General features: G+C 59.7%; 13 protein-coding genes. 5 read left to right on the top strand and 8 right to left on the bottom strand.

The genetic code is table 11. The annotated features are described in order from the left end of the window. Nucleotides 1–48: 48 nt before the first annotated feature. Together ACIGDJ_RS09790 and putA are read right to left on the bottom strand one after the other, a co-directional pair. A complete protein-coding gene (locus ACIGDJ_RS09790) occupies nt 49–1851 on the bottom strand; it encodes an acyl-CoA dehydrogenase (RefSeq protein ID WP_397479544.1) in 1803 nt (600 codons plus the stop codon). Nucleotides 1852–2072: 221 nt separating this feature from the next. Beyond that, nucleotides 2073–6026, bottom strand: coding sequence for a trifunctional transcriptional regulator/proline dehydrogenase/L-glutamate gamma-semialdehyde dehydrogenase (gene putA, locus ACIGDJ_RS09785; RefSeq protein ID WP_397479543.1), 3954 nt, complete (start codon nt 6024–6026; stop codon nt 2073–2075). 457 nt (nt 6027–6483) lie between these two features. Here putA and putP point away from each other — a divergent pair, with 457 nt between their 5' ends. The 4 genes from putP (at nt 6484) to ACIGDJ_RS09765 (ending at nt 11686) form a co-directional block, all read left to right on the top strand. Beyond that, nucleotides 6484–7968, top strand: a complete 1485-nt coding sequence (putP, locus tag ACIGDJ_RS09780; RefSeq protein WP_101156529.1) for a sodium/proline symporter PutP — start codon at nt 6484–6486, stop codon at nt 7966–7968. 352 nt (nt 7969–8320) lie between these two features. Continuing rightward, the gene (locus tag ACIGDJ_RS09775; protein WP_397479542.1) at nt 8321–10336 is read left to right on the top strand and encodes a type VI secretion system tip protein VgrG; all 2016 of its coding nucleotides are present in this window, start codon (nt 8321–8323) and stop codon (nt 10334–10336) included. Then, on the top strand, nt 10326–11039 hold the full coding sequence (locus ACIGDJ_RS09770; protein WP_312997726.1) for a DUF4123 domain-containing protein: 714 nt from the start codon (nt 10326–10328) through the stop codon (nt 11037–11039). Before ACIGDJ_RS09775 ends, ACIGDJ_RS09770 begins: the two co-directional genes overlap by 11 nt. 326 nt (nt 11040–11365) lie before the next feature. After that, entirely contained in the window at nt 11366–11686 is a 321-nt protein-coding gene (locus ACIGDJ_RS09765) for a hypothetical protein (protein WP_101156523.1), read from the top strand. Nucleotides 11687–11785: 99 nt separating this feature from the next. Here ACIGDJ_RS09765 and ACIGDJ_RS09760 read toward each other — a convergent pair whose 3' ends face one another. After that, on the bottom strand, nt 11786–12202 hold the full coding sequence (locus ACIGDJ_RS09760; RefSeq protein WP_101156521.1) for a hypothetical protein: 417 nt from the start codon (nt 12200–12202) through the stop codon (nt 11786–11788). Nucleotides 12203–12396: 194 nt separating this feature from the next. On the opposite strand from ACIGDJ_RS09760, the gene ACIGDJ_RS09755 reads away from it, so the two are divergent. Continuing rightward, nucleotides 12397–13236 carry a 23S rRNA (adenine(2030)-N(6))-methyltransferase RlmJ gene (locus ACIGDJ_RS09755; RefSeq protein ID WP_101156519.1) on the top strand — a complete coding sequence of 280 codons (840 nt, stop codon included), beginning with the start codon at nt 12397–12399 and terminating at the stop codon, nt 13234–13236. Nucleotides 13237–13338: 102 nt separating this feature from the next. Here the strand turns inward: ACIGDJ_RS09755 and msrA are convergent, their stop codons facing one another. From msrA to ACIGDJ_RS09730, 5 genes are all read right to left on the bottom strand, one after another. Continuing rightward, complete coding sequence (gene msrA / locus ACIGDJ_RS09750) at nt 13339–14004, bottom strand: peptide-methionine (S)-S-oxide reductase MsrA (protein WP_312997720.1); 666 nt, start codon at nt 14002–14004, stop codon at nt 13339–13341. A gap of 202 nt (nt 14005–14206) precedes the next feature. Then, nucleotides 14207–16903 carry a bifunctional diguanylate cyclase/phosphodiesterase gene (locus ACIGDJ_RS09745; protein WP_101156513.1) on the bottom strand — a complete coding sequence of 899 codons (2697 nt, stop codon included), beginning with the start codon at nt 16901–16903 and terminating at the stop codon, nt 14207–14209. Nucleotides 16904–17157: 254 nt separating this feature from the next. Further along, nucleotides 17158–18555, bottom strand: coding sequence for an alkaline phosphatase D family protein (locus ACIGDJ_RS09740; RefSeq protein WP_101156509.1), 1398 nt, complete (start codon nt 18553–18555; stop codon nt 17158–17160). A 278-nt stretch (nt 18556–18833) separates the two neighbouring features. Further along, a complete protein-coding gene (gene aceF, locus ACIGDJ_RS09735; protein ID WP_397479541.1) occupies nt 18834–20792 on the bottom strand; it encodes a dihydrolipoyllysine-residue acetyltransferase in 1959 nt (652 codons plus the stop codon). An 11-nt stretch (nt 20793–20803) separates the two neighbouring features. After that, nucleotides 20804–21468: transketolase-like TK C-terminal-containing protein (locus ACIGDJ_RS09730; protein ID WP_397504545.1), on the bottom strand; the 665-nt coding region annotated here is incomplete at its 5' end.

Genomic DNA, 21468 nt, shown 5'->3' with positions numbered 1-21468 from the left:
TTGGAATGCGTTTCTGTAGGAGCTGCCGAAGGCTGCGATCTTTTGCTTTTAGAACCACGCGTCCCGCATCGCCAGACACGTATCATCCCGCGCCTCCAGCAAGTCCAGCTCATGCTGGCAACCCGGCACTTCCCACGTCAGGAAATATCGCGCCGCCTGCAACTTGCCCTTATAGAAGTCGACATCCGCCGCACTCCCGTTGGCCAGGCCTTCCTCGGCGCGAATCGCTTGCTCCAGCCAGCGCCAGCCGATCACCGCGTGGCCAAACACTTTCAGGTACAGCGCCGAGTTCGCCAGACTGCTGTTGACCTTGCCCTGCGCCAGATCGGTCAGCAGGCCGATGGTCACGGTTTGCAGGCGGGCAACGAGTTTCTCCAGCGGTTCCCGCAGTGCGGTCAGCGAATCGTACGCAGCGGCGCGTTCAGCGGTGTTGGCGATCAGGCGGATCAATTGCTTCAGCCCAGCGCCACCGTTCTGCGCCAGTTTGCGGCCAAGCAGATCCAGCGACTGAATGCCGTGGGTGCCTTCGTGGATCGGGTTCAGGCGGTTGTCACGGTAGTACTGCTCCACCGGGTATTCGCGCGTGTAACCGTGACCGCCAAGAATCTGGATCGCCAGTTCGTTGGCCTTCAGGCAAAACTCCGATGGCCAGGATTTGACGATCGGCGTCAGCAGGTCCAGCAACTCGTGCGCCTGCTTACGCTCGGCTTCGGTTTGCAGCGTGGTGGTGTCATCGAACAACCGCGCGGCATACAGGCCGAGGTCAAATGCGCCTTCGACGTAGGATTTCTGCGTCAGCAGCATGCGTCTGACGTCCGCGTGCTGGATGATCGCCACCGGCGCGGTGGTCGGATCCTTGCTGTCCGGCACCCGCCCCTGCGGCCGCTCGCGCGCATAGTCCAGCGAATACAGGTAACCGGCATAACCGAGCATCACCGCACCCATGCCGACGCCGATTCGCGCCTCATTCATCATCTGGAACATGTAGCTCAAGCCATGGTGCGGCTTGCCCACCAGATAGCCGACGCACTCGCCGTTATCGCCAAAATTCAGTGCCGTCGACGTCGTGCCGCGCCAGCCCATCTTGTGAAACAACCCGGCGAGCAACACGTCGTTGCGCTGGCCGAGGCTGCCGTCGTCGTTGACCAGAAACTTCGGCACGATGAACAGCGAAATACCTTTCACTCCCGGCGGCGCATCCGGCAGTTTCGCCAGCACCATGTGCACGATGTTTTCCGAGAGCGGGTGATCACCGCCGGAGATGAAGATCTTGTTGCCCTTGAGGCGGTAAGTGCCGTCGGACGCAGGCTCGGCGCGGGTACGAATATCCGACAGCGACGAACCGGCGTGCGGCTCGGTCAGGGCCATGGTGCCGAAGAAGCGCCCGTCGATCATCGGTTGCAGAAACCGCTGCTTCTGCTCTTCGCTGCCGAAGCTCTCGATCAGGTTCGCCGCACCCATGGTCAGGAATGGGTACGAAGTCGACGCGGCGTTAGCCGACTGGAAATGCGCGAAGCAGGCTTGCGACAGCAGCGTCGGCAGTTGCATGCCGCCAGCTTCAAAACTGCGTGCGGCGTTGAGAAAACCGGCCTCGAGAAAGGCAGCCACCGCCGGTTTCACTTCGGGAATCAGAATCGCCTGGCCGTCTTCATAGCGCGGCTCGTTTTCATCGCCCTTGCGGTTGTGCGGGGCAAAATACTTTTCGGCGATGTTGCGCGCGGTGCCGATGGCAGCGTCGAAGGTCTCGCGATTGTGCTCGGCAAAACGCTCTCGCCGGGTCAGGCCCTCGGCATCAAGGACTTCGTACAGCTCGAAAGCCAGATTGCGGGAACTGAGCAGCGTCTCGGACATGGCGGCTTACCTGGGAATTGAGGTTGGGCCGAGTCTAAGGTGGGGGAATAGAGGCTGGATAGGATGATTGATGAGAGTGATGCAGAAGCAAAAGATCGCAGCCTTCGGCAGCTCCTGCATTTGGAATGCGTTCCCTGTAGGAGCTGCCGAAGGCTGCGATCTTTTGATCTTCTGTGGGAGCGAGCCAGGCGACCATTGCAGTCGCCTGAATTTACAGCGGTTTAACCGATCGTCATCAAGCTGGCATTACCCCCCGCCGCAGCGGTGTTGACGCTCAATGCCCGCTCAATTACCAGGCGTTCCAGAGCAATGTTGGTTTCGCCCTGGGACAAGCCCTGAACGCCAACGATCGCGCCGGCACGCTTGGCAATCTGCTGGCAAACGCCGCGCAACTGGTCGGAATGGCCGTGATGCAGAACCGCATCAAACACCACTTCATCTTTATTCCAGTCAGCTACCAACTTGATCCGCGCCTGAATGTCCTTCGGCAGACGTGCGAACAATGCCTTGCTGATGTCCGACTCCGGCCATACAGCCGAACCGCCTACCGCCAGCACCGCCGCCAGTTGCGTCAGCAGGTCGCCTTCAACTTCCGCCAGGCACAACACATGCTCGCGCGGCAGGATGGCGTAGCTGTTTTTCTCGCCGGTCGGGCCTGCCAGTACGCGGGTGATGCCGCTCTGCGATTGCGCCGCGTACTGCACGCACAGGGTGCTCAGGTCGGCGTACTTGTTGCTTTCAGCCCAGGCTTTCAGCGCGTTCAGCGGTTTGCTCATGGCATCGCGCAGGCGCACGTCCGGGGCGACGATGGCGTCACCGCGAGCGAAGGATTGTTCGATGGCGTCGGTAGGACGCGTCGACAGCAAGCGGTACAGATACAGCGGGCCACCGGCTTTCGGCCCAGTACCCGACAGGCCTTCGCCGCCAAATGGCTGCACGCCGACCACGGCACCGACGATGTTGCGGTTGACGTAGACGTTACCGGCGTTGACGTTGTCGATCACCTTGGCGATGGTCTCGTCGATGCGCGTGTGCACGCCCAGCGTCAGGCCGTAACCGGAGGCGTTGATCTGGCCGATCAGTTGATCCAGCTCTTTGCGCTTGTAGCGCACCACGTGCAGTACCGGGCCGAAGATCTCGCGTTGCAGTTCGTCGAAGCTTTCCAGTTCGATCAGAGTCGGCATGACGAAGGTGCCGCGCTTGACCTCTTCGCTGTCGGCAATTGCCACTTGGTAAACGTTGCGGCCTTTGTCGCGCATGCCCTGGATGTGCTTGTCGATGCCGGCCTTGGCTTCGGCGTCGATCACCGGGCCGATGTCCACGGACAGACGCTCCGGATTGCCGAGACGGCTTTCGGCCATCGCACCTTTGAGCATTTCGATGACGCGATCGGCAGAATCTTCCTGCAGGCACAGTACCCGCAGCGCTGAGCAACGCTGACCGGCGCTGTCGAAGGCCGACGACACTACGTCGATCACCACTTGTTCGGTCAGTGCCGAGGAGTCGACGATCATCGCGTTCTGGCCACCGGTTTCGGCGATCAGCGGGATCGGGCGGCCCTGGCTGTCGAGACGCCCGGCGATGTTGCGTTGCAGCAAGCGCGCGACTTCGGTGGAACCGGTGAACATCACGCCTTTGACACGCTCGTCACCGACCAGACCGGCGCCGACCGTTTCACCGCGCCCCGGCAGCAGTTGCAGCACGCCTTCCGGGATGCCGGCTTCGAGCATCAAGCGCACGGCTTGAGCGGCGACCAGCGGAGTTTGTTCGGCCGGTTTGGCCAGCACCGGGTTACCGGCGGCCAGTGCCGCAGCGACCTGGCCGCTGAAGATCGCCAGCGGGAAGTTCCACGGGCTGATGCATACGACCGGACCGAGTGGGCGGTGGGCATCATTGCTGAAATCGTTGCGTGCCTGCACCGCGTAATAACGCAGGAAGTCGACCGCTTCGCGGACTTCGGCGATGGCGTTGGCGTAGGTCTTGCCGGCTTCGCGCGCCAACAGGCCCATCAGCGGCTGGATCTCGCCTTCCATCAAATCTGCAGCACGTTCCAGAATCGCCGCGCGCTCGGCCGGCGGGGTGGCCTGCCAGATCGGCGCGGCGTTCAGCGCGCATTGAATGGCGTTGTCGACGTCCTCGACGGTGGCTTCCTGAACGTGACCGACCACATCGCGGTGATCGGACGGGTTCAGCACTGCTGCCGGCGTTTCGTTGCTGGACGCGCAGCCGAGCATCGGCGCGGCTTTCCAGTCATTGTGCGCGGTGGCGAGCAAGGCGCAGGACAGCGAGGCCAGACGATGTTCGTTGGCCATGTCAATGCCGCTGGAGTTGGCGCGCTCGGCACCGTACAGATCACGCGGCAGCGGAATGCGCGGGTGCGGCAGACCGAAACCGCCTTCCATGGTGGCCATCTGCTCGATTTGCGCCACCGGATCGGCGACCAGTTCCTGAATCGAAATCGACTGGTCGGCGATGCGGTTGACGAACGAGGTGTTGGCGCCGTTTTCCAGCAGACGACGCACGAGATACGCCAGCAGGGTTTCGTGGGTGCCGACCGGAGCGTAAACGCGGCACGGACGGTTCAGCTTGCCCTCGGAAACCTTGCCAACCACTTGTTCGTAAAGCGGCTCGCCCATGCCGTGCAGGCACTGGAATTCGTACTGGCCGGGGTAATAGTTCTGACCGGCAATGTGATAAATCGCCGACAGAGTGTGGGCGTTATGCGTGGCGAATTGCGGGTAGATGACTTCCGGCACCGAGAGCAGTTTGCGTGCGCAAGCGATGTAGGAAACGTCGGTGTACACCTTGCGGGTGTAGACCGGATAGCCTTCCAGACCTTCGACCTGAGCGCGCTTGATTTCGCTGTCCCAGTACGCGCCTTTCACCAGGCGGATCATCAGGCGATGACGGCTGCGGCGGGCCAGATCGATCACGTAGTCGATCACGTACGGGCAACGCTTCTGGTAAGCCTGGATAACGAAACCGATACCGTTCCAGCCGGTCAGCTGCGGCTCGAAGCACAGGCGCTCGAGCAGATCCAGCGACAGCTCGAGGCGGTCGACTTCTTCGGCGTCGATGTTCAGGCCGATGTCATATTGCTTGGCCAGCAGGGTCAGCGACAGCAGGCGTGGGTACAGCTCGTCCATTACACGCTCGTACTGAGCACGGCTGTAACGCGGGTGCAGTGCCGAGAGCTTGATGGAAATGCCCGGGCCTTCATAAATCCCACGACCGTGGGACGCTTTGCCGATCGAGTGGATGGCTTGTTCGTACGAGGCCAGGTATTTTTGCGCGTCGACTTCGGTGAGTGCCGCTTCACCGAGCATGTCGTAGGAATAGCGGAAGCCCTTGGTTTCGAACTTGCTCGCGTTGGCCAGCGCTTCGGCGATGGTTTCGCCGGTAACGAACTGCTCGCCCATCAGGCGCATGGCCATGTCGACGCCCTTGCGGATCATCGGCTCGCCGCTCTTGCCGATGATGCGGCTCAGCGAAGAAGTCAGGCCGGCTTCGTTGTGGGTGGAAACCAGTTTACCGGTCAGCAGCAGGCCCCAGGTCGCGGCGTTGACGAACAGCGAAGGACTGTTGCCCAGGTGTGGATGCCAGTTGCCGGTGCTGATCTTGTCGCGGATCAGCGCATCGCGTGTGCCTTTGTCGGGGATACGCAGCAGCGCTTCGGCCAGGCACATCAGCGCCACACCTTCCTGGGACGACAAAGAAAATTCCTGCAGCAAACCCTGAACAATGCCCGCACGACCACCGGCACTTTTCTGGTTACGCAGTTTTTCGGCGATGGTCGCGGCGAGTTTGTTGGTGGCTTCGGCCATCGGTGCCGGCAGGCGCGCCTGCTCGATCAGCATTGGCACGACTTCCGGCTCAGGGCGGCGGTAGGCGGCGGTGATCGAAGCACGCAGAACCGATTGCGGCAGGATGCTTTCAGCGAATTCGAGGAAGCATTGGTGAGCGTGATCGGTCTGCACTTCGCCAGCGTCATCGGCGTCTTTGGCGGTCAAACCGTTCAACTCGGTCAGGGTTGCACCACCCTCGAGTTTTTCCAGGTAATTGAAAATTGCCTGTTTGATCAGCCAGTGCGGCGTGCGATCAATCGAGGTTGCGGCAGCCTTGAGGCGCTCGCGGGTCGGGTCATCGAGTTTGACCCCAAGGGTGGTGGTAGCCATATTTTTATCCTCATGGTTGCCACAGTTGCGTGGCATCAGCTGGCGGCAAGATTAGCCGTGCGCTGAATGAGGTGCAACCGGGTGCAACCCTTTTTTGTCGGAAAAATCCGCAACGGGTCAGGAATTAATTTCCGCGACCAAAGTACTGCCTCTGCTTGGTGCTTTTACTTCTAGCAAAGAGCCCTGACTGCCTTAAAAGGGAGCAAAAACCCGGTGAACGTCGATTAATCCGACTGGGTGCAACTAATTCTCGCGAAACTGGTTGCACCTTATTTGCTTTGTTGCATAGCATTCGCCGCCAAGGTGCAACCGGGAATAACCCGGTACACCGGCTGATGGCTTTCCTGGGGAAACATCAGTCTTAAATGCGCGGGATCCCGGATCGTCTGCCAAACGTCGTCGTTTGCGAGCGGTTCACCACCGCCGCTACATAAAAACAAAGCCAGGGCGTAACTCAATGAGCGTAAGCAATCCAACCCTGATCACATTCGTGATCTACATCGCAGCAATGGTGCTGATCGGCTTGATGGCCTATCGCTCCACCAACAACCTTTCTGACTATATTCTCGGCGGTCGCAGCCTCGGCAGCGTCGTCACCGCGCTGTCTGCCGGTGCCTCCGACATGAGCGGCTGGTTGCTGATGGGCCTGCCGGGCGCCATCTACATGTCCGGTCTTTCCGAAAGCTGGATCGCCATTGGCCTGGTCATCGGGGCCTACCTGAACTGGCTGTTCGTGGCCGGTCGTCTGCGCGTACAGACCGAGCACAACGGCGACGCCTTGACCCTGCCGGACTACTTCGCCAGCCGTTTTGAAGACAAAAGCGGCCTGCTGCGAATCATCTCGGCGATCGTGATTCTGGTGTTCTTCACCATCTACTGCGCTTCCGGCATCGTCGCGGGTGCCCGCCTGTTCGAGAGCACGTTCGGCATGACCTACGAAACGGCGCTGTGGGCCGGTGCGGCGGCGACGATTGCCTACACCTTTATCGGTGGTTTCCTGGCTGTGAGCTGGACCGACACCGTACAAGCCACGCTGATGATCTTCGCGCTGATCCTTACGCCGATCATCGTCCTGCTGGCCACTGGCGGCGTCGATACCACATTCCTCGCCATCGAAGCGCAAGATCCGAGCAATTTCGACATGCTCAAGGGCACCACTTTCATCGGCATCATTTCGCTGATGGGTTGGGGTCTGGGCTACTTCGGTCAGCCGCACATCCTCGCGCGTTTCATGGCGGCGGATTCGGTGAAGTCGATCGCCAAGGCGCGTCGCATTTCCATGACCTGGATGATCCTGTGCCTGGGCGGCACCGTGGCGGTGGGCTTCTTCGGTATCGCCTATTTCTCGGCGCACCCGGAAGTGGCCGGCCCGGTCGCTGAAAACCCTGAGCGGGTGTTCATCGAACTGGCAAAACTCCTCTTCAACCCATGGGTTGCCGGTGTGCTGCTGTCGGCCATTCTGGCTGCGGTAATGAGCACCCTGAGCTGCCAGTTGCTGGTGTGCTCGAGCGCCCTGACCGAAGACTTCTACAAGGCCTTCCTGCGCAAGTCCGCCTCGCAACAGGAGCTGGTCTGGGTCGGTCGTGCGATGGTGCTGTTGGTAGCCCTGATTGCCATCGCTATGGCTGCCAATCCGGATAACCGCGTACTGGGCCTGGTGTCCTACGCCTGGGCCGGTTTCGGCGCTGCGTTCGGTCCGGTTGTGCTGATCTCGGTCATCTGGAAAGACATGACCCGCAACGGTGCACTGGCCGGTATTCTGGTCGGCGCGATTACCGTGGTGCTCTGGAAGCATTTCGAACTGCTTGGCCTGTACGAAATCATCCCTGGCTTCATCTTCGCCAGCCTGGCCATCTACATCGTCAGCAAGCTCGGCGCGCCGACCGCTGGCATGGTGCAGCGCTTCGAAGCAGCGGAAAAAGATTTCCACCTGAACAAATAATGCGCTGAGCTTCGGCTCACATCAGAACGGCCCGTTTCCTACCGGAGGCGGGCCGTTTTTTATTGCCTGTAGATTTCGGCGAAGCTGCAAATCCAGTGTGGGAACGGGCTTGCTCGCGAATGCGGCATATCAGGCGACATCTCAATCGACTGACCCGGCGCCTTCGCGAGCAAGCCCGCTCCCACAGTTCGTTCTGTGTACGGGTTTGGGGGATTTGTCTGTAGTCGAAGGCACCGCGTTCTCAGGCGCTTTCAGCAACCTGCGTAGGGCAAATCTGAATTTCCGGGCACCTGTTCATCACCCCTTGCCTCTCCCGCAGAATCGCCCGCCCCACACTGCAGAGAGACATCGGATGTTCGCCCCTGCCAATCAACCGCGTTTTACCTTGACCCTCGAAGGCGCTCAGGATGACCTCAAGGTCCTTGAGTTCTCGGGCAGGGAAGCCATCAGCCAGCCTTTTCGCTTCGAACTCGAACTGGTCAGCGAGCGGCCGGACCTGGATCTCGAAAGCCTGCTGCACAGTCAGGCGTATCTGAGTTTCGATGCTCAGGGTTGCGGTTTTCATGGTCAGATTTATCAGGTCGGGCAGGGCGATTCCGGGAAACGTCTGACGCGCTATCACCTCAGCCTCGTTCCGCGTCTGATGTATCTGGGGCATCGCATCAACCAGCGGATTTTTCAGCATCAAAGCGTGCCGCAAATTGTCACGCAGATCCTCAAGGATCATTCGATCCTGCGCGATGCCTTTGAATTTCGCCTGGGTAGCGAGTACCCGGAGCGCGAGTACTGCGTGCAGTACGCGGAAAGCGATCTGGCCTTCATCCAGCGTCTGTGTGCCGAAGTCGGCATTCATTATCACTTTCAACACAGCCCCGAAGGCCATCTGCTGGTGTTCGGCGACGACCAGACCGTGTTTCCGAAGCTGGCCGAGCCGACGCTATATTTGCCGGGTAGTGGCATGTCGGGCGGTGCGCCGGCGATTCAGCGTTTCAACGTGCGTGTCGAAACCCGCACCAGCGTTGTCACTCGACGTGACTACAACTTCGAAAAACCGCGCCTGTCTCTGGAAAGCCGCAGTGACGGCGAGCAACGTCCAGTGCTGGAGGACTACCACTTCCCCGGTCAATTCAACGATCGCGACACCGGCAGGCATCTGGCGCGGCGAATGCTTGAACGGCACGTCGCCGATTACCGGCGAGCCGACGGCAGCAGCGACCAGTCCTCACTGGTCTGCGGACATTTCCTGCAACTTGTCGAACATCCGCGCAGCGACTGGAATGATCTGTGGTTACTCACTGCCGTCGAACACCGTGGCCGTCAGCCGCAGGTATTGGAGGAGTCGGTGACCAGCGATGGCGAATCCTTCCAGGGCTATCGCAATACCTTCGTGGCCACGCCGTGGGACGTGTTCTATCGTCCGGCGCTGGGCCCGGAAAAGCCGCGCGTGTCGGGTTACCAACCCGCCGTGGTCACCGGCCCGAAAGACCTGGAGATCCATTGCGATGAATACGGGCGGGTCAAAGTGCAACTGGCCTGGGATCGCGACGGCGAGCTGAACGAGCACTCCAGTTGCTGGCTGCGCGTCGCGACCGGCTGGGCCCACGATCACTACGGCGGCGTGCTGATTCCGCGCGTCGGCATGGAAGTGCTGGTCGGTTTCATTGATGGCGATGCAGACAAGCCGCTGGTCATGGGTTGCCTGCCCAACGCCGCGACACCGGTGCCGCTCGATCTGCCGGCAGACAAGACTCGCAGCGTTTTCCGCAGCCAGAGCAGCCCCGGCGGTGGCGGTTACAACGAACTGCGCATCGAAGATAAGAAAGGCGCCGAGGAAATCTACCTGCGTGCCCAGCGCAATTGGACCCAGCATGTGCTCAATGATCAGCAACTGCAGGTCGACAACCAGCGCAGTGTGATCGTCACCGGCTCCGCCCGGCATGAACTCAAAGCCGACGAACAGCGCATCACCCACGGCCAGCGCCAGACCGAGGTCAGGCAGGATGATCACTTGTCCGTGCTCGGCGACCAGCACGTTCGGGTAAACAGCCAGGCCACCAGCGCCTCGGCGCAGATCCATATCAGCGCTGGCCAGCAAGTGGTAATCGATGGCGGCGCGAGCGCAACGATTCAGGCCGGCGGACAGTGGATCAATATCGGCCCCGGCGGAATTTTCAGCAGCGTACCGATTGTGGTGGGCGGCGCGCCGATGGCGGCAATGAGTGCGGCACCGGTGGTGCCGGGATTGCCCGAGAAACTGGCCGCTGCGCCGGCGGCGATTCTCACCGCCGCACAAATCATGAGTCTCAAAGGTGATGCGCCTTTTTGCGAAGAGTGTGAGCGATGCAAGGACGGTGTTTGTGCAGCCTGAACAATTAACCGCCGAAGATTGGCTGGCGCGGCAGCCGCTGCTGGCGTCAGAACAACTGTTCGCAATTTTCAGCCGCGCCAGCGACGCCGATGCTTTCAAAGTCTGGCAGGGCACGGCGAACCCGGTTTGGGCCGAGACCATTTATGCCGATTGGGAAGCGGTGATGCCCTATGTGGGAATTGTCGCTGCAGACAGTGAGTTTTTACGTTGGGTAGCGGAAACCGCCTCACGGGACTGGGGTTGGCTGGCGGTGTCTTCGGCGGATCTTGAAGTGCTGGTCGAACATTTCCGCAGCCTGACTCAAGTGCTGATGCCGGACGGTAAAGCGGTGTTTTTCCGCTTCTGGGATGGGCGGTTTTTGCTGCCTCTTTTGCAGTCTGACGAGGTCGATCCTGCGCAATTGCTGCCGGTAATTTCGCGAGGCTTGATCAACGGCCAAGCCGTTGCAATCGGCGGTGGAGCGCTGGGTTCGGGGCGGGTTTTTCCGTGGTGGAACGTGCCGAAATCTGTGTTGGCGCAGACTGATGCAAGCGTGCGCATCGTGAATGCTCTGCAATGGCTGAGCGAAGAACACCCAGCCATGTTCGAGGCGTTTCCCGAGGCTGTTTTGCGCTGCAAGGTCGGACAGTTTTTCAAATTATCGATGTCGGAAGATTCGTCACGATCGGCGCTTCTGGAGTTTTTGCTGGCAGAGACAGAGTGAAATTTCGGGGCAAACGCTTCGGACGTTTCCTTCGAATCGCGGCGGTTTTCATGAACTGGTGCGCGCTGAGTTGCAGGGGTAGTCTTTTCGTTGTCGCCGCGAGAGCGGTGGCAGGGGGTAGGATCCCGAACTCTGAAGTGCATAAGTGCCGCAGGCTGAATACAAGGGTCAAAGCGTATTCATGACAAGTTGACGGCGGCTTTGTGCGGGACACGTTTCGACGTGGCTGATTTGGAGTTCTCAGTTCCTACTCCCGCACATGGCTGCCACCCAAACCCGTAGGAAGGTCAATGGCGGCTCCACTCAGAACTTCAGGGATGCCAAGAATGACAACGACAAAACATGATCCGCCCTACAAGAAAATCACGCCTCACCCCGACAACCGCTTCATGGCCCTGACCGGCAATTGCAGCGACATGCCCAGCCTGTTCGTCGACACCCATGTGCCTCTCGACATCCTCATGGACGCTGCCAACCACCGCATCCGCGCCGTGGTCCAGGTGCTGGAAAACATGTGCATGCGCGGCTCGATCGAATGCGACTCCGTGATCCTCAGCGACTTCGCCCTGCTGTGCGCCATCCCGTTGCGTGATGGCTGCGATGTACTTGATGTCATCGGCAAGCGCCTGCGCAGCTTGCCTGCCTGAAGAGATCAAAAGATCGCAGCCTTCGACGGCTCCTGCAAAGTGAACGCCTGTCCCGTGTAGGAGCTGACGAAGGCTGCGATCTTTTGACTTTCGAAGGGGTCAATCATCATTGATGTATGCATCCTGACTGCGGATAAAGCGGTCGAACGCCTCTGAGTTGTAGACGTGAAGGCACGCAAGAAACACTACTTTTTCACTTGAGTGTTTGCTGCGTAAAGATGTCTGCTCGTAAGCCGTCGACACGTAGCTCAGTGTTTCTTTATAGGGGTCATGCAGCACTTGCAGCGTGTCTTCATTTTGCAGGATGGAATGCATGCCTTTGCCCATGAACGAATAGCCATTGGCGGACAGTGCAATGTCTTTTTCCAGAGCGGAGTGTTCGTTGAATGGCTTCAGAATACAGTGGCTCAGACCATAATTCTTGAGTGTCTGGCGGGCCTGTTCAATGTGGGTTTCGTCGGCGAGGACGAGGCAGGGGCTAAGCAGGCCGAGTAAGCAGATGATCCGATATCGCATGGGTTTTTTGACGTCCTGTCATTCATGTTTAGCCAGTGTAATGCCATAAAAGCAAAGCCCCTCACCCTAACCCTCTCCATCGGGTACATACAGGGAGAAGGTTAGGGTGAGGGCAGGCTTTTGTCCGCTCGGCTGCGAACCCCTGACTTGCCGCCCGGTAAAAGGTAAACTTTGCGGCCCTCGCAGGAGCAGCCATGAATTATCGTCACGCCTTCCATGCCGGCAATCACGCCGATGTGTTCAAACACCTGACCTTGACCCGCCTCATTGCCCTGATGTCGCGCAAGGAGCAGCCGTTTGCCTATCTCGACAGCCACGCCGGCATCGGTCTGTACGACTTGCAGGGCGATCAGGCCAACCGCACCGGCGAGTATCTGGAAGGCATTGCGCGGTTGTGGGATCAGCCCGATCTGCCGGCGCTGACCGCCGACTATATGAAAGTGCTGCAGGAGATGAATCCGGATGGCCAGTTGCGTTTTTACCCGGGTTCGCCGGAGCTGGCGCGGCGCCTGACGCGGCCACAGGATCGGGTGATGCTCAACGAGAAGCACCCCGAAGACGGCGTGCTGCTCAAGGACAACATGGCCGGCGATCGCCGGGTGAAAGTGCACCTGGGCGAGGGCTGGCATGTGGCGCGGGCGATGTTGCCGGTGCAGGAGAAGCGGGCGGTGATGCTGATCGATCCGCCGTTCGAGCAACTGGACGAGATGCAGCGCTGCGCGGCGTCGATGAAAGAAGCCATCGGCCGCATGCGCCAGACCGTGGCAGCGATCTGGTACCCGGTCAAGGATCAGCGTGCATTGCGGCGGTTCTATCAGGACCTGGCAGGCACGGGTGCGCCGAAGTTGCTGCGTGTGGAGTTGCTGGTGCATCCGCTGGACACGCCGAACAGCCTGAACGGTTCGGGCATGGCGATTGCGAATCCGCCGTGGGGGCTGGAGGAAGAATTGCGTGAGTTGCTGCCGTGGTTGTCGAAGAAACTGGGGCAGACTCAGGGTGGCTGGCAGATGGATTGGCTGATTGCCGAGAGCTGATCAACAGCAAGATCAAAAGATCGCAGCCTTCGGCAGCTCCTACAGTTGAAATTCGTTTCCCTGTAGGAGCTGCCGAAGGCTGCGATTTTTTGCTGTCAGGATCTAATTACCCGCCAGACTCGGTGGCATGCAAACGCCAGTGCCGCCAATCCCGCAGTAACCTTCCGGATTCTTCGCCAGATACTGCTGGTGATAGGCCTCGGCAAAGTACACGGTCGGGGCCTGATCGATCTCGGTGCTGATTTCACCCAGACCGGCCTTTGCCAGTTCAGCCTGATACACGTCTTTGCTCTTCAGCGCGGCATCCAGTTGCTCTGGCGTGGTGGCGTAGATTACCGAGCGATACTGGGTGCCGATGTCGTTGCCCTGACGCATGCCCTGAGTCGGGTTGTGCAATTCCCAGAACATCGCCAGCAGTTCTTCATAACTGACTTGCGCCTTGTCATACACCACCAATACCACTTCGGCGTGGCCGGTCAGGCCTGAGCAGACTTCTTCATACGTCGGGTTTGGCGTGAAGCCGCCGGCGTAACCGACCACGGTGCTGACCACGCCTTCGCGCTGCCAGAAGCGTCGTTCCGCACCCCAGAAACAGCCCAGACCGAAGATCGCGAAGTCGACGTCCTGAAAGAATGGGCCGAGCAGCGGCGTGTCTTCGAAGACGAAGTGTTTTTCCGGCAGGGTCATCGGGGTTTCGCGGCCGGGCAGGGCTTGTTCTTTGGTTGGTAGCACGTTTTTGTTCACCAGAATTTCCGAGCGCAGAACCATGATCGTTCCTCTCAGTCAGGTTGGAGGTAAAAAGTCAGACCGCCAGTGTGCCGAATGATGCCCGGTTAATCACTACCCAATGTAGGAGCTGCCGAAGGCTGCGAACTTTTGATTTTGCTTTTTAAAAACCAGATCAAAAGATCGCAGCCTTCGGCAGCTCCTACAGGGGGCGGCATGTTATGGCGAGAATGGGGTAGAGGGGTTAGAGGCAGAGCGGCCCGCGCGGGTAGCGCTTGAGCGCTTTGATCAGCTCATCGCCGGGGATTGGCCGGTCGAACAGATAACCCTGGCCGACGTCGCATCGATGCCGGCGCAGGAACGCCAGTTGCTCGGCAGTTTCGATGCCTTCAGCCACAACCTTGAGTTTCAGGTTATGAGCCATGGCGATCACCGCAGAGGTAATTTCCATGTCGTCCTGGTTGTCGGGGATTTCATGGATGAAGCTGCGATCGATCTTGATGATGTCGATCGGGAATTTCTTCAGATAGCTCAGCGACGAGTACCCGGTGCCGAAATCGTCCATGGCCAGGGTCAGGCCCAGACGCTTGAGCTGGTCGAGCTGCAAATGCGTGTCTTCGGTGGCTTCCAGCAGCAGGCCTTCGGTCAGCTCCAGTTCGAGCAGATTGGCCGGTAGCGCCTCTTCCCTGAGGATGTTGGCGATGGAAGCGACCAGGTCCGGATCGGAGAACTGTTTCGGCGAAAGATTGATCGCTACTTGCAGATTGCCCAGGCCGGCGGCGGTCAAGGATTTGCTCATGCGGCAGGCCTGGCGGGCGATCCACTTGCCGATCGGAATGATCAGGCCGGTTTCCTCGGCGACGCTGATGAACTGGTCCGGGCGGATCATGCCGCGTTCCGGGTGGTTCCAGCGCAACAGCGCTTCCATGCCCAGCAGACGACCACTGCGCAGGCACAGCTTGGGCTGGTAGAACACGTCCAGTTCGTTCTGCGTGAGGGCGCGGCGCAGGTTGTTCTCGACGAACAGTTTGTAACTGGCTTCGGCGTTCAGCGCTTCAGTGAACACCTGCAGTTGATGTTTGCCGTTGGCCTTGGCCTTGTGCAGCGCCAGACCGGCGTTGCGCATCAGGGTTTGCGGATCGCGCCCGTGCAGCGGCGCGCAGGCCAGGCCCACGGAGCCGGTGACGCTGATCAACTGGTTGTCGACGAACATCGGCTTGTCGAGGGTCATCAGCAATTGGCTGGCAATCTGCTGCCCTGCTTCAAGGTCGGTGTCGTCGAGCAACACGGCGAATTCATTACTGGCGAAACGCGCAAGGCTGCCACTCGGGCTGAGGCTATTGCGCAGGCGCCGGGCGAGGCTGATCAACAGTTTGTCGCCGGTCTGATGACCGAGGCTGTCGTTGATGCGCTTGAAATTGTCGATGTCCACCAGCAGCAGGCTGATTGGCGTATCGCTGTCGCGGGCAAAACGCTCATCGAGATTGCGGATGAACGCCGGACGGTTGCCCAGGTTGGTCAGGTTGTCGGTGTAAGCCAGGCGCTCGATACGTTGCTGCGCCAGTTTGGTCTGAGTGATGTCTTCGTAGATGCCGATGTAATGCGTCAGCTCACGGTTGTCGCCGTAGACCTTGGAAATCGATAACTGCCCCCAGTACGGTTCGAGGTTCTTGCGCCGGCTCTTGAATTCACCCTGCCAGCTGTTGCTCTGGGCCAGCGCCGAGGGCGCGTCGAACAGCAGTTCGCTGAGGTTTTCCAGCGCTGGCAATTCCGACAGGCGCTGGCCGTGGACTTCCTCGGTGGTGTACTGGGTAATGGCAGTGAAGCTCGGGTTGACGTATTCGACGACGCCGTCGCAATTGACCAGCAAAAAGGCGTTGGCGCTCTGCTCGACCGCGCGCTGAAACAGGTGCAGGGCGCTGGTGGCGGTACGACGGTTGTGGTTGTTGATCACTTGCGCGAACTGGTCGGCCAGCTCACCGGCAAAGGCGATTTCATCGGACTGCCAGGCACGGGTGACGCCGGTCTGTTCCAGACACAGCACGCCGACCACCTGCCCATCGACGCGAATGCTGGCGTCAAGCATGGCGTTGACGTCACGCGCACGCATCGCCTCAGCCATCTCGCGGGTGCGCGGGTCGTGCATGGCATTGTGCGCATCAATGGCGCGGCTGCTGTGCAGCGCTTCCATGTAATCGGGGAAGCCGCTGATATCGATCGGCTCCGGCAGCAGATATTCCTGGGTCGCACGATGGTAGGCGGAGATCGGCAGCAAGCGCTGGCCTTCGAGGTTCCACAGGCTGGCGCAGTCGATTTCGTAGATATCGCAGGCGCAGCGGGTGATCAGTTCGGCAGCTTCCTGCAGCGAGTTATGCGTGCTGTAGCGCTGGCGCGCGAGCAGCAGAATCAGATCCTGCTGGGCGCGCACGCGTTCCAGATGCTGCAGTTGTTCCTGCTGGGCGCGCTGGTTCAGCTCAAGAGCGATTTGCAGGCGTGAGTTCTGGGTTTCCAGATCCACCGAAGGCGGCGCCAGGGGTTCGTCGAACACCTCGTCGACCGCCAGCAGGTAGCCGCGCAGCAAATGCCGGTTGTGCTGTTTGTAGGCTTCGCCCAACTCGAGGATGTTCAACGCGCCGGCGGCGGTGTGCAGGGTGTAGCGCACCACGTAATGCGCGCTTTTGCTCAGCTGCTGCTGGATCGCGTCGTGCAGTTGGTAGCGCGCCTCGGGTTCCATCAGGCTGGCGTAGGGCGAGCCGACCAGCGCGCAGAGCTCGACGGCCGGCTGGCCGAACTGGCGTTCGCAATTGGGATCAAGGAACAGCATCGCCCAACTGGCTTCATTCAAGCGCTCGAAACGCAGCATGCCGAGCCGCGAGGGCACAGGCAACTGCGTCACTACCTCGGCCGCCATACGGCTGGCGGCATCGGGTTGGCTCTTCATGAAGGGAACTCGCTTGGAAATATGCTGAATGCGCCGGGCTCTCGCCCTCTTGTCTGTTGGCTGCGGCAAGGTTGCATCATTGCGGCACCGACTGACAAGAGAGATGAAGGCCAAGTGCTATAAGAATATGTCGGCTGCAGTGAACATTTCTCCAGTGCATGACTGAAATGAACAAAAGATCGCCCGCCTTGGGCAGTTCCAACAGCGGAATGGGCCTTCTGTGGGAGCTGCCGAAGGCTGCGATCTTTAAAGGCTCAGCGCAGTTTTATCGCAATCGACTGCAGCAGTTTGCCTTCACGATCGTGATACTTGACCAGAATCTGATCAGTCTCGACCATCACATGCGCAAAATTGTCCTGGCTCACCACCGCACTGGTCAGCTCGTGCCGATAATCCCCGGCCGCCGTGCGCACCAGCGGTTGATCGAGGATGAATGTCGAGGCCCTGGCATACGGCAGCAATTTGCTGTTGTGCAACGGCGAGGAGACGATGGTATGCACTTCGAAATCGGCATCTTCGCTATGACTCAGGCGACTGGTCAGCGAGCCATGGACGTCGCCGGAGACGAACACCACGTTCTTGATCCGGTGGCTGCGAATGGTTTCCAGCAGACGCAGACGCTGTTCGGGGAATGCTTTCCACGCATCGTCACCGTTGAATCTGCGATCGGGATAGAACATCACGCTGGTCACCACGAACTTCACCCTTGCCGGGCTGTGGATCAGCCATTGCAGCAACGCCTCCTCCTGCTCGATGTCGAGAATGCGTCGATCTTCTTTCGACAGGTTGCGTCGGGTTCGGCTGTCGGTGACGAACCAGGCGATATCGCTGTCGCCGAACTGATACCAGTAATGCTTCAGCGTATCCCGATCTATCTGGCCTTTACCGTTACATGCATAAACCGGGCTGTGGCTGGCTTGGTAAAGTTCATAAGCGGCCATGGCGTTGCGATATAAGTCCGCGTCCGCTGCGCTGGCTTTGGCGGGCCAGTTATCTTCGATTTCATGATCGTCGAGCATCATGTAAGTCGATGTATTGGACATCAGTCGTTGAATATTCGGTTGCGAAAACGCCGTTCGGTATTTTCTCAGGATATCTTTTGCTTCGCGATCCGGCGCAATCATATTCAAATCATCTACATACACTTGATCCCCGGTCATGATCATCGCGCTCACCGGTAACTGGCTGTTTTCGATGAGTCGGCTGATCGAGCCAAAGATGCGGTCGCCCAATTGCGGTAACGAAGCGATGCCGGCGGTGATCCGCAGATAACGGCACGAGCCGACAATAAAGCCCCGGGGCTGGCTGGCCTGCGCGGTGCGAGTACGGAAACGGTAGAGTTGTCGCGGCCACTGCAGTGGAAACTCTATTACGGTGTCGATGGTATGCACCGGATTCATTGGGCTCAGCCAGCCAGCCTGGTATTCATATTCACAGTCGGCTTCGAGGTCCTGCAGGGCCAGCACCCCCGACATGTCATTGGCTGGATGCAAAATTGCAAATACGCTGTTAGACCATTTGTCCGCGCCGGCTTTACGGGCGCGGACTCCGGCAAACACTCTCTTTTTGTCCTGCTGTTCGCCGCGAATAAAAATTCGTATTTCGCTAGTTGTGGCGTGGCCCACGATCGGGCCAATGGTCGGTTTGAACATGATCGATTCCATTCGAAAGTTGGAGTAATAAGAAATAAATAAACGTCGTGCGTTGGTTCAACTTTCCTGAGCAGAGGTTAGTTGGGCGGCGATGGAAAATATTGGCGTTAAGTGGACCAGGCTTGTGGCCGACGTCAGCGCAGGTTGTGGGAAAAAGACGCTGGCCGGTTTATTTCAGGCAAAAAAAAGCCCCGCCAGACTGGCGGGGTTGAGGTACGAGCGTGTGGCGCTCGAAAGGGTGCAGCAAACGGCCCTCCGTTGCCGGAGGGCCGTTCGAGTTACAGCAGGATGGTGCGGATGTCGCCCAACAGGCTGCCCAGACGCTGGGTGAAGCGTGCGGCTGCAGCGCCGTTGATCACACGGTGATCGTAGGACAGCGACAGCGGCAGCATCAGTTTCGGCTGGAAGGCTTTGCCGTCCCAGACTGGCTGGATGGTTGCCTTGGACACACCGAGAATCGCCACTTCCGGCGCGTTGACGATCGGCGTGAAGCCGGTACCGCCAATGTGGCCGAGGCTGGAAATGGTGAAGCAGGCGCCTTGCATCTCGTCCGAGGACAGCTTCTTGGTGCGGGCCTTTTCAGCCAGCGAAGCCGCTTCGGCAGCAAGTTGCAACAGGCTCTTCTGGTCGACGTTCTTGATCACCGGCACGAGCAGGCCATCCGGAGTGTCGACGGCGAAGCCGATGTTCACGTATTTCTTGCGGATGATCGCCTTGCCGCTTGGCGCCAGCGAACTGTTGAAGTCCGGCAGTTCCTTGAGCAGGTGCGCGCAAGTCTTGAGCAGCAGCGGCAGGATGGTCAGTTTGACGCCAGCCTTCTCGGCTACGGCCTTCTGTGCAACACGGAAAGCTTCCAGCTCGGTGATGTCCGCCGAGTCGAATTGCGTGACGTGTGGCACGTTCAGCCAGCTGCGGTGCAGGTTGGCAGCGCCGACTTGCATCAGGCGAGTCATTGGCACTTCTTCGATTTCACCGAAACGGCTGAAATCGACGACCGGAATCGGCGGGATGCCCGCGCCACCGGTTGCGCCGCCAGCAGCGGCCGGTGCTTCCTTGGCCTTTTGCATCATCGCCTTGACGTAAACCTGCACGTCTTCCTTGAGGATGCGACCGTGCGGACCGCTGGCGCCAACAGCGCTCAGCTCGACGCCGAACTCACGGGCCAGTTGACGCACGGCGGGACCTGCGTGAACTTTCGCGCCTGGCTTGGCCGGTGCGGCGGCCGGAGCGGCAGCAGCAGGTGCAGCGGCAGCCGGGGCAGCGGCAGGTGCCGGAGCGCTCGGTGCAGCAGCGGCCGCTGGAGCCGAAGCAGCAGCAGGCGCCGCGCCTTTGACTTTCAGCTTGAGGATCAGGTCGCCGGTACCGACTTCATCATCCAGCTTGATCGAAACGCTTTCGACCACGCCAGCGGCAGGCGATGGAATTTCCATGCTCGCCTTGTCGGATTCCAGGGTGATCAACGACTGGTCGGCTTCGACGGTGTCGCCGGCCTTGACCAGCACTTCGATGATCTTGGCCTTGCCGGCCGAACCGATGTCCGGAACGTGGATGTCCTGAACGCTGTCGGCAGCCGGCGCAACCGGAGCGGCAGCAGCTGGCGCCGGAGCAGCGGCGGCAGGTGCAGCAGCCTGAGCAGGAGTGGCCGCAGCAGGCGCCGCAGCACCCGCCACTTCCAGATCCAGAATCAGGTCGCCAGTGCCGACTTCGTCGTTGAGCTTGACGCTGATGGCCTTGACCACGCCCGCGGCAGGCGACGGGATTTCCATGCTCGCCTTGTCGGATTCCAGGGTGATCAGCGATTGATCAGCTTCGACGCTGTCGCCGACCTTGACCTGGATCTCGATGATCTGTGCCTTGCCCGACGAACCGATGTCCGGCACGTGCACTTGCTGTACCGAAGCGGCAGCAGGAGCAGCAGCAGGCGCGGCAGCAACAGGTGCGGCCGCCGGTTTCTCTTCGGCTTTCGCAGGAGCAGCGGCAGGTGCAGGGGCCGCTTCAGCAGCGCCCTCGACTTCCAGCTCGAGCAGTTCGTCGCCTTCTTTCAGACGGTCGCCCAGCTTCACTTTCAGGCTTTTGATGACGCCGGCTTTCGGGGCCGGCACTTCCATGCTGGCCTTGTCCGATTCCAGGGTCAGGATGCTCTGGTCGGCTTCGATGCGGTCGCCGACCTTCACAAACAGTTCAATTACTTCACCTTCACCGCTGCCGATGTCAGGTACGCGAATGAGTTCGCTCACAAAATGTCTCCTCAGCAGTCCAGTGGGTTGCGTTTTTCCGGGTCGATGCCGAACTTGGCGATGGCTTCGGCCACAACCTTGGGTTCGATATCACCACGGTCAGCCAGTGCTTCCAGGGCTGCCAACACCACGAAATGACGGTCGACTTCGAAGAAATGACGCAGTTTCTTGCGGCTGTCGCTGCGGCCAAAACCGTCGGTGCCCAGGACTTTGAATTCCTTGGACGGTACCCACTGACGGATCTGCTCGGCGAACAGCTTCATGTAGTCGGTAGAAGCAATGACCGGACCTTTACGGCCGTTCAGGCACTCTTCGACGTAGCTCAGCTTCGGCTTCTGGCCAGGCTTGAGGCGGTTGCTGCGCTCTACGGCCAGGCCGTCGCGACGCAGTTCGTTGAAGCTGGTAACGCTCCACACGTCAGCGCCGACGTTGAACTCTTCACGCAGGATCTTCGCCGCTTCACGCACTTCGCGCAGGATGGTGCCGGAGCCCATCAGCTGAACGTGATGCGCCGCATCGCGAGTGTCTTCCTCGAGCAGGTACATGCCTTTTTTGATGCCTTCTTCGGCACCGGCTGGCATGGCTGGCTGCTGGTACGACTCGTTCATCACGGTGATGTAATAGAAGATGTCCTGTTGCTCTTCGGTCATCTTCTTCATGCCGTCCTGAATGATCA

The organism is Pseudomonas sp. NPDC079367 (assembly GCF_044542195.1).
Classification (GTDB): domain Bacteria; phylum Pseudomonadota; class Gammaproteobacteria; order Pseudomonadales; family Pseudomonadaceae; genus Aquipseudomonas.
The sequence above is the reverse complement of the archived record's forward strand: the minus strand, read 5'-3'. Positions and strand labels throughout refer to the sequence as shown.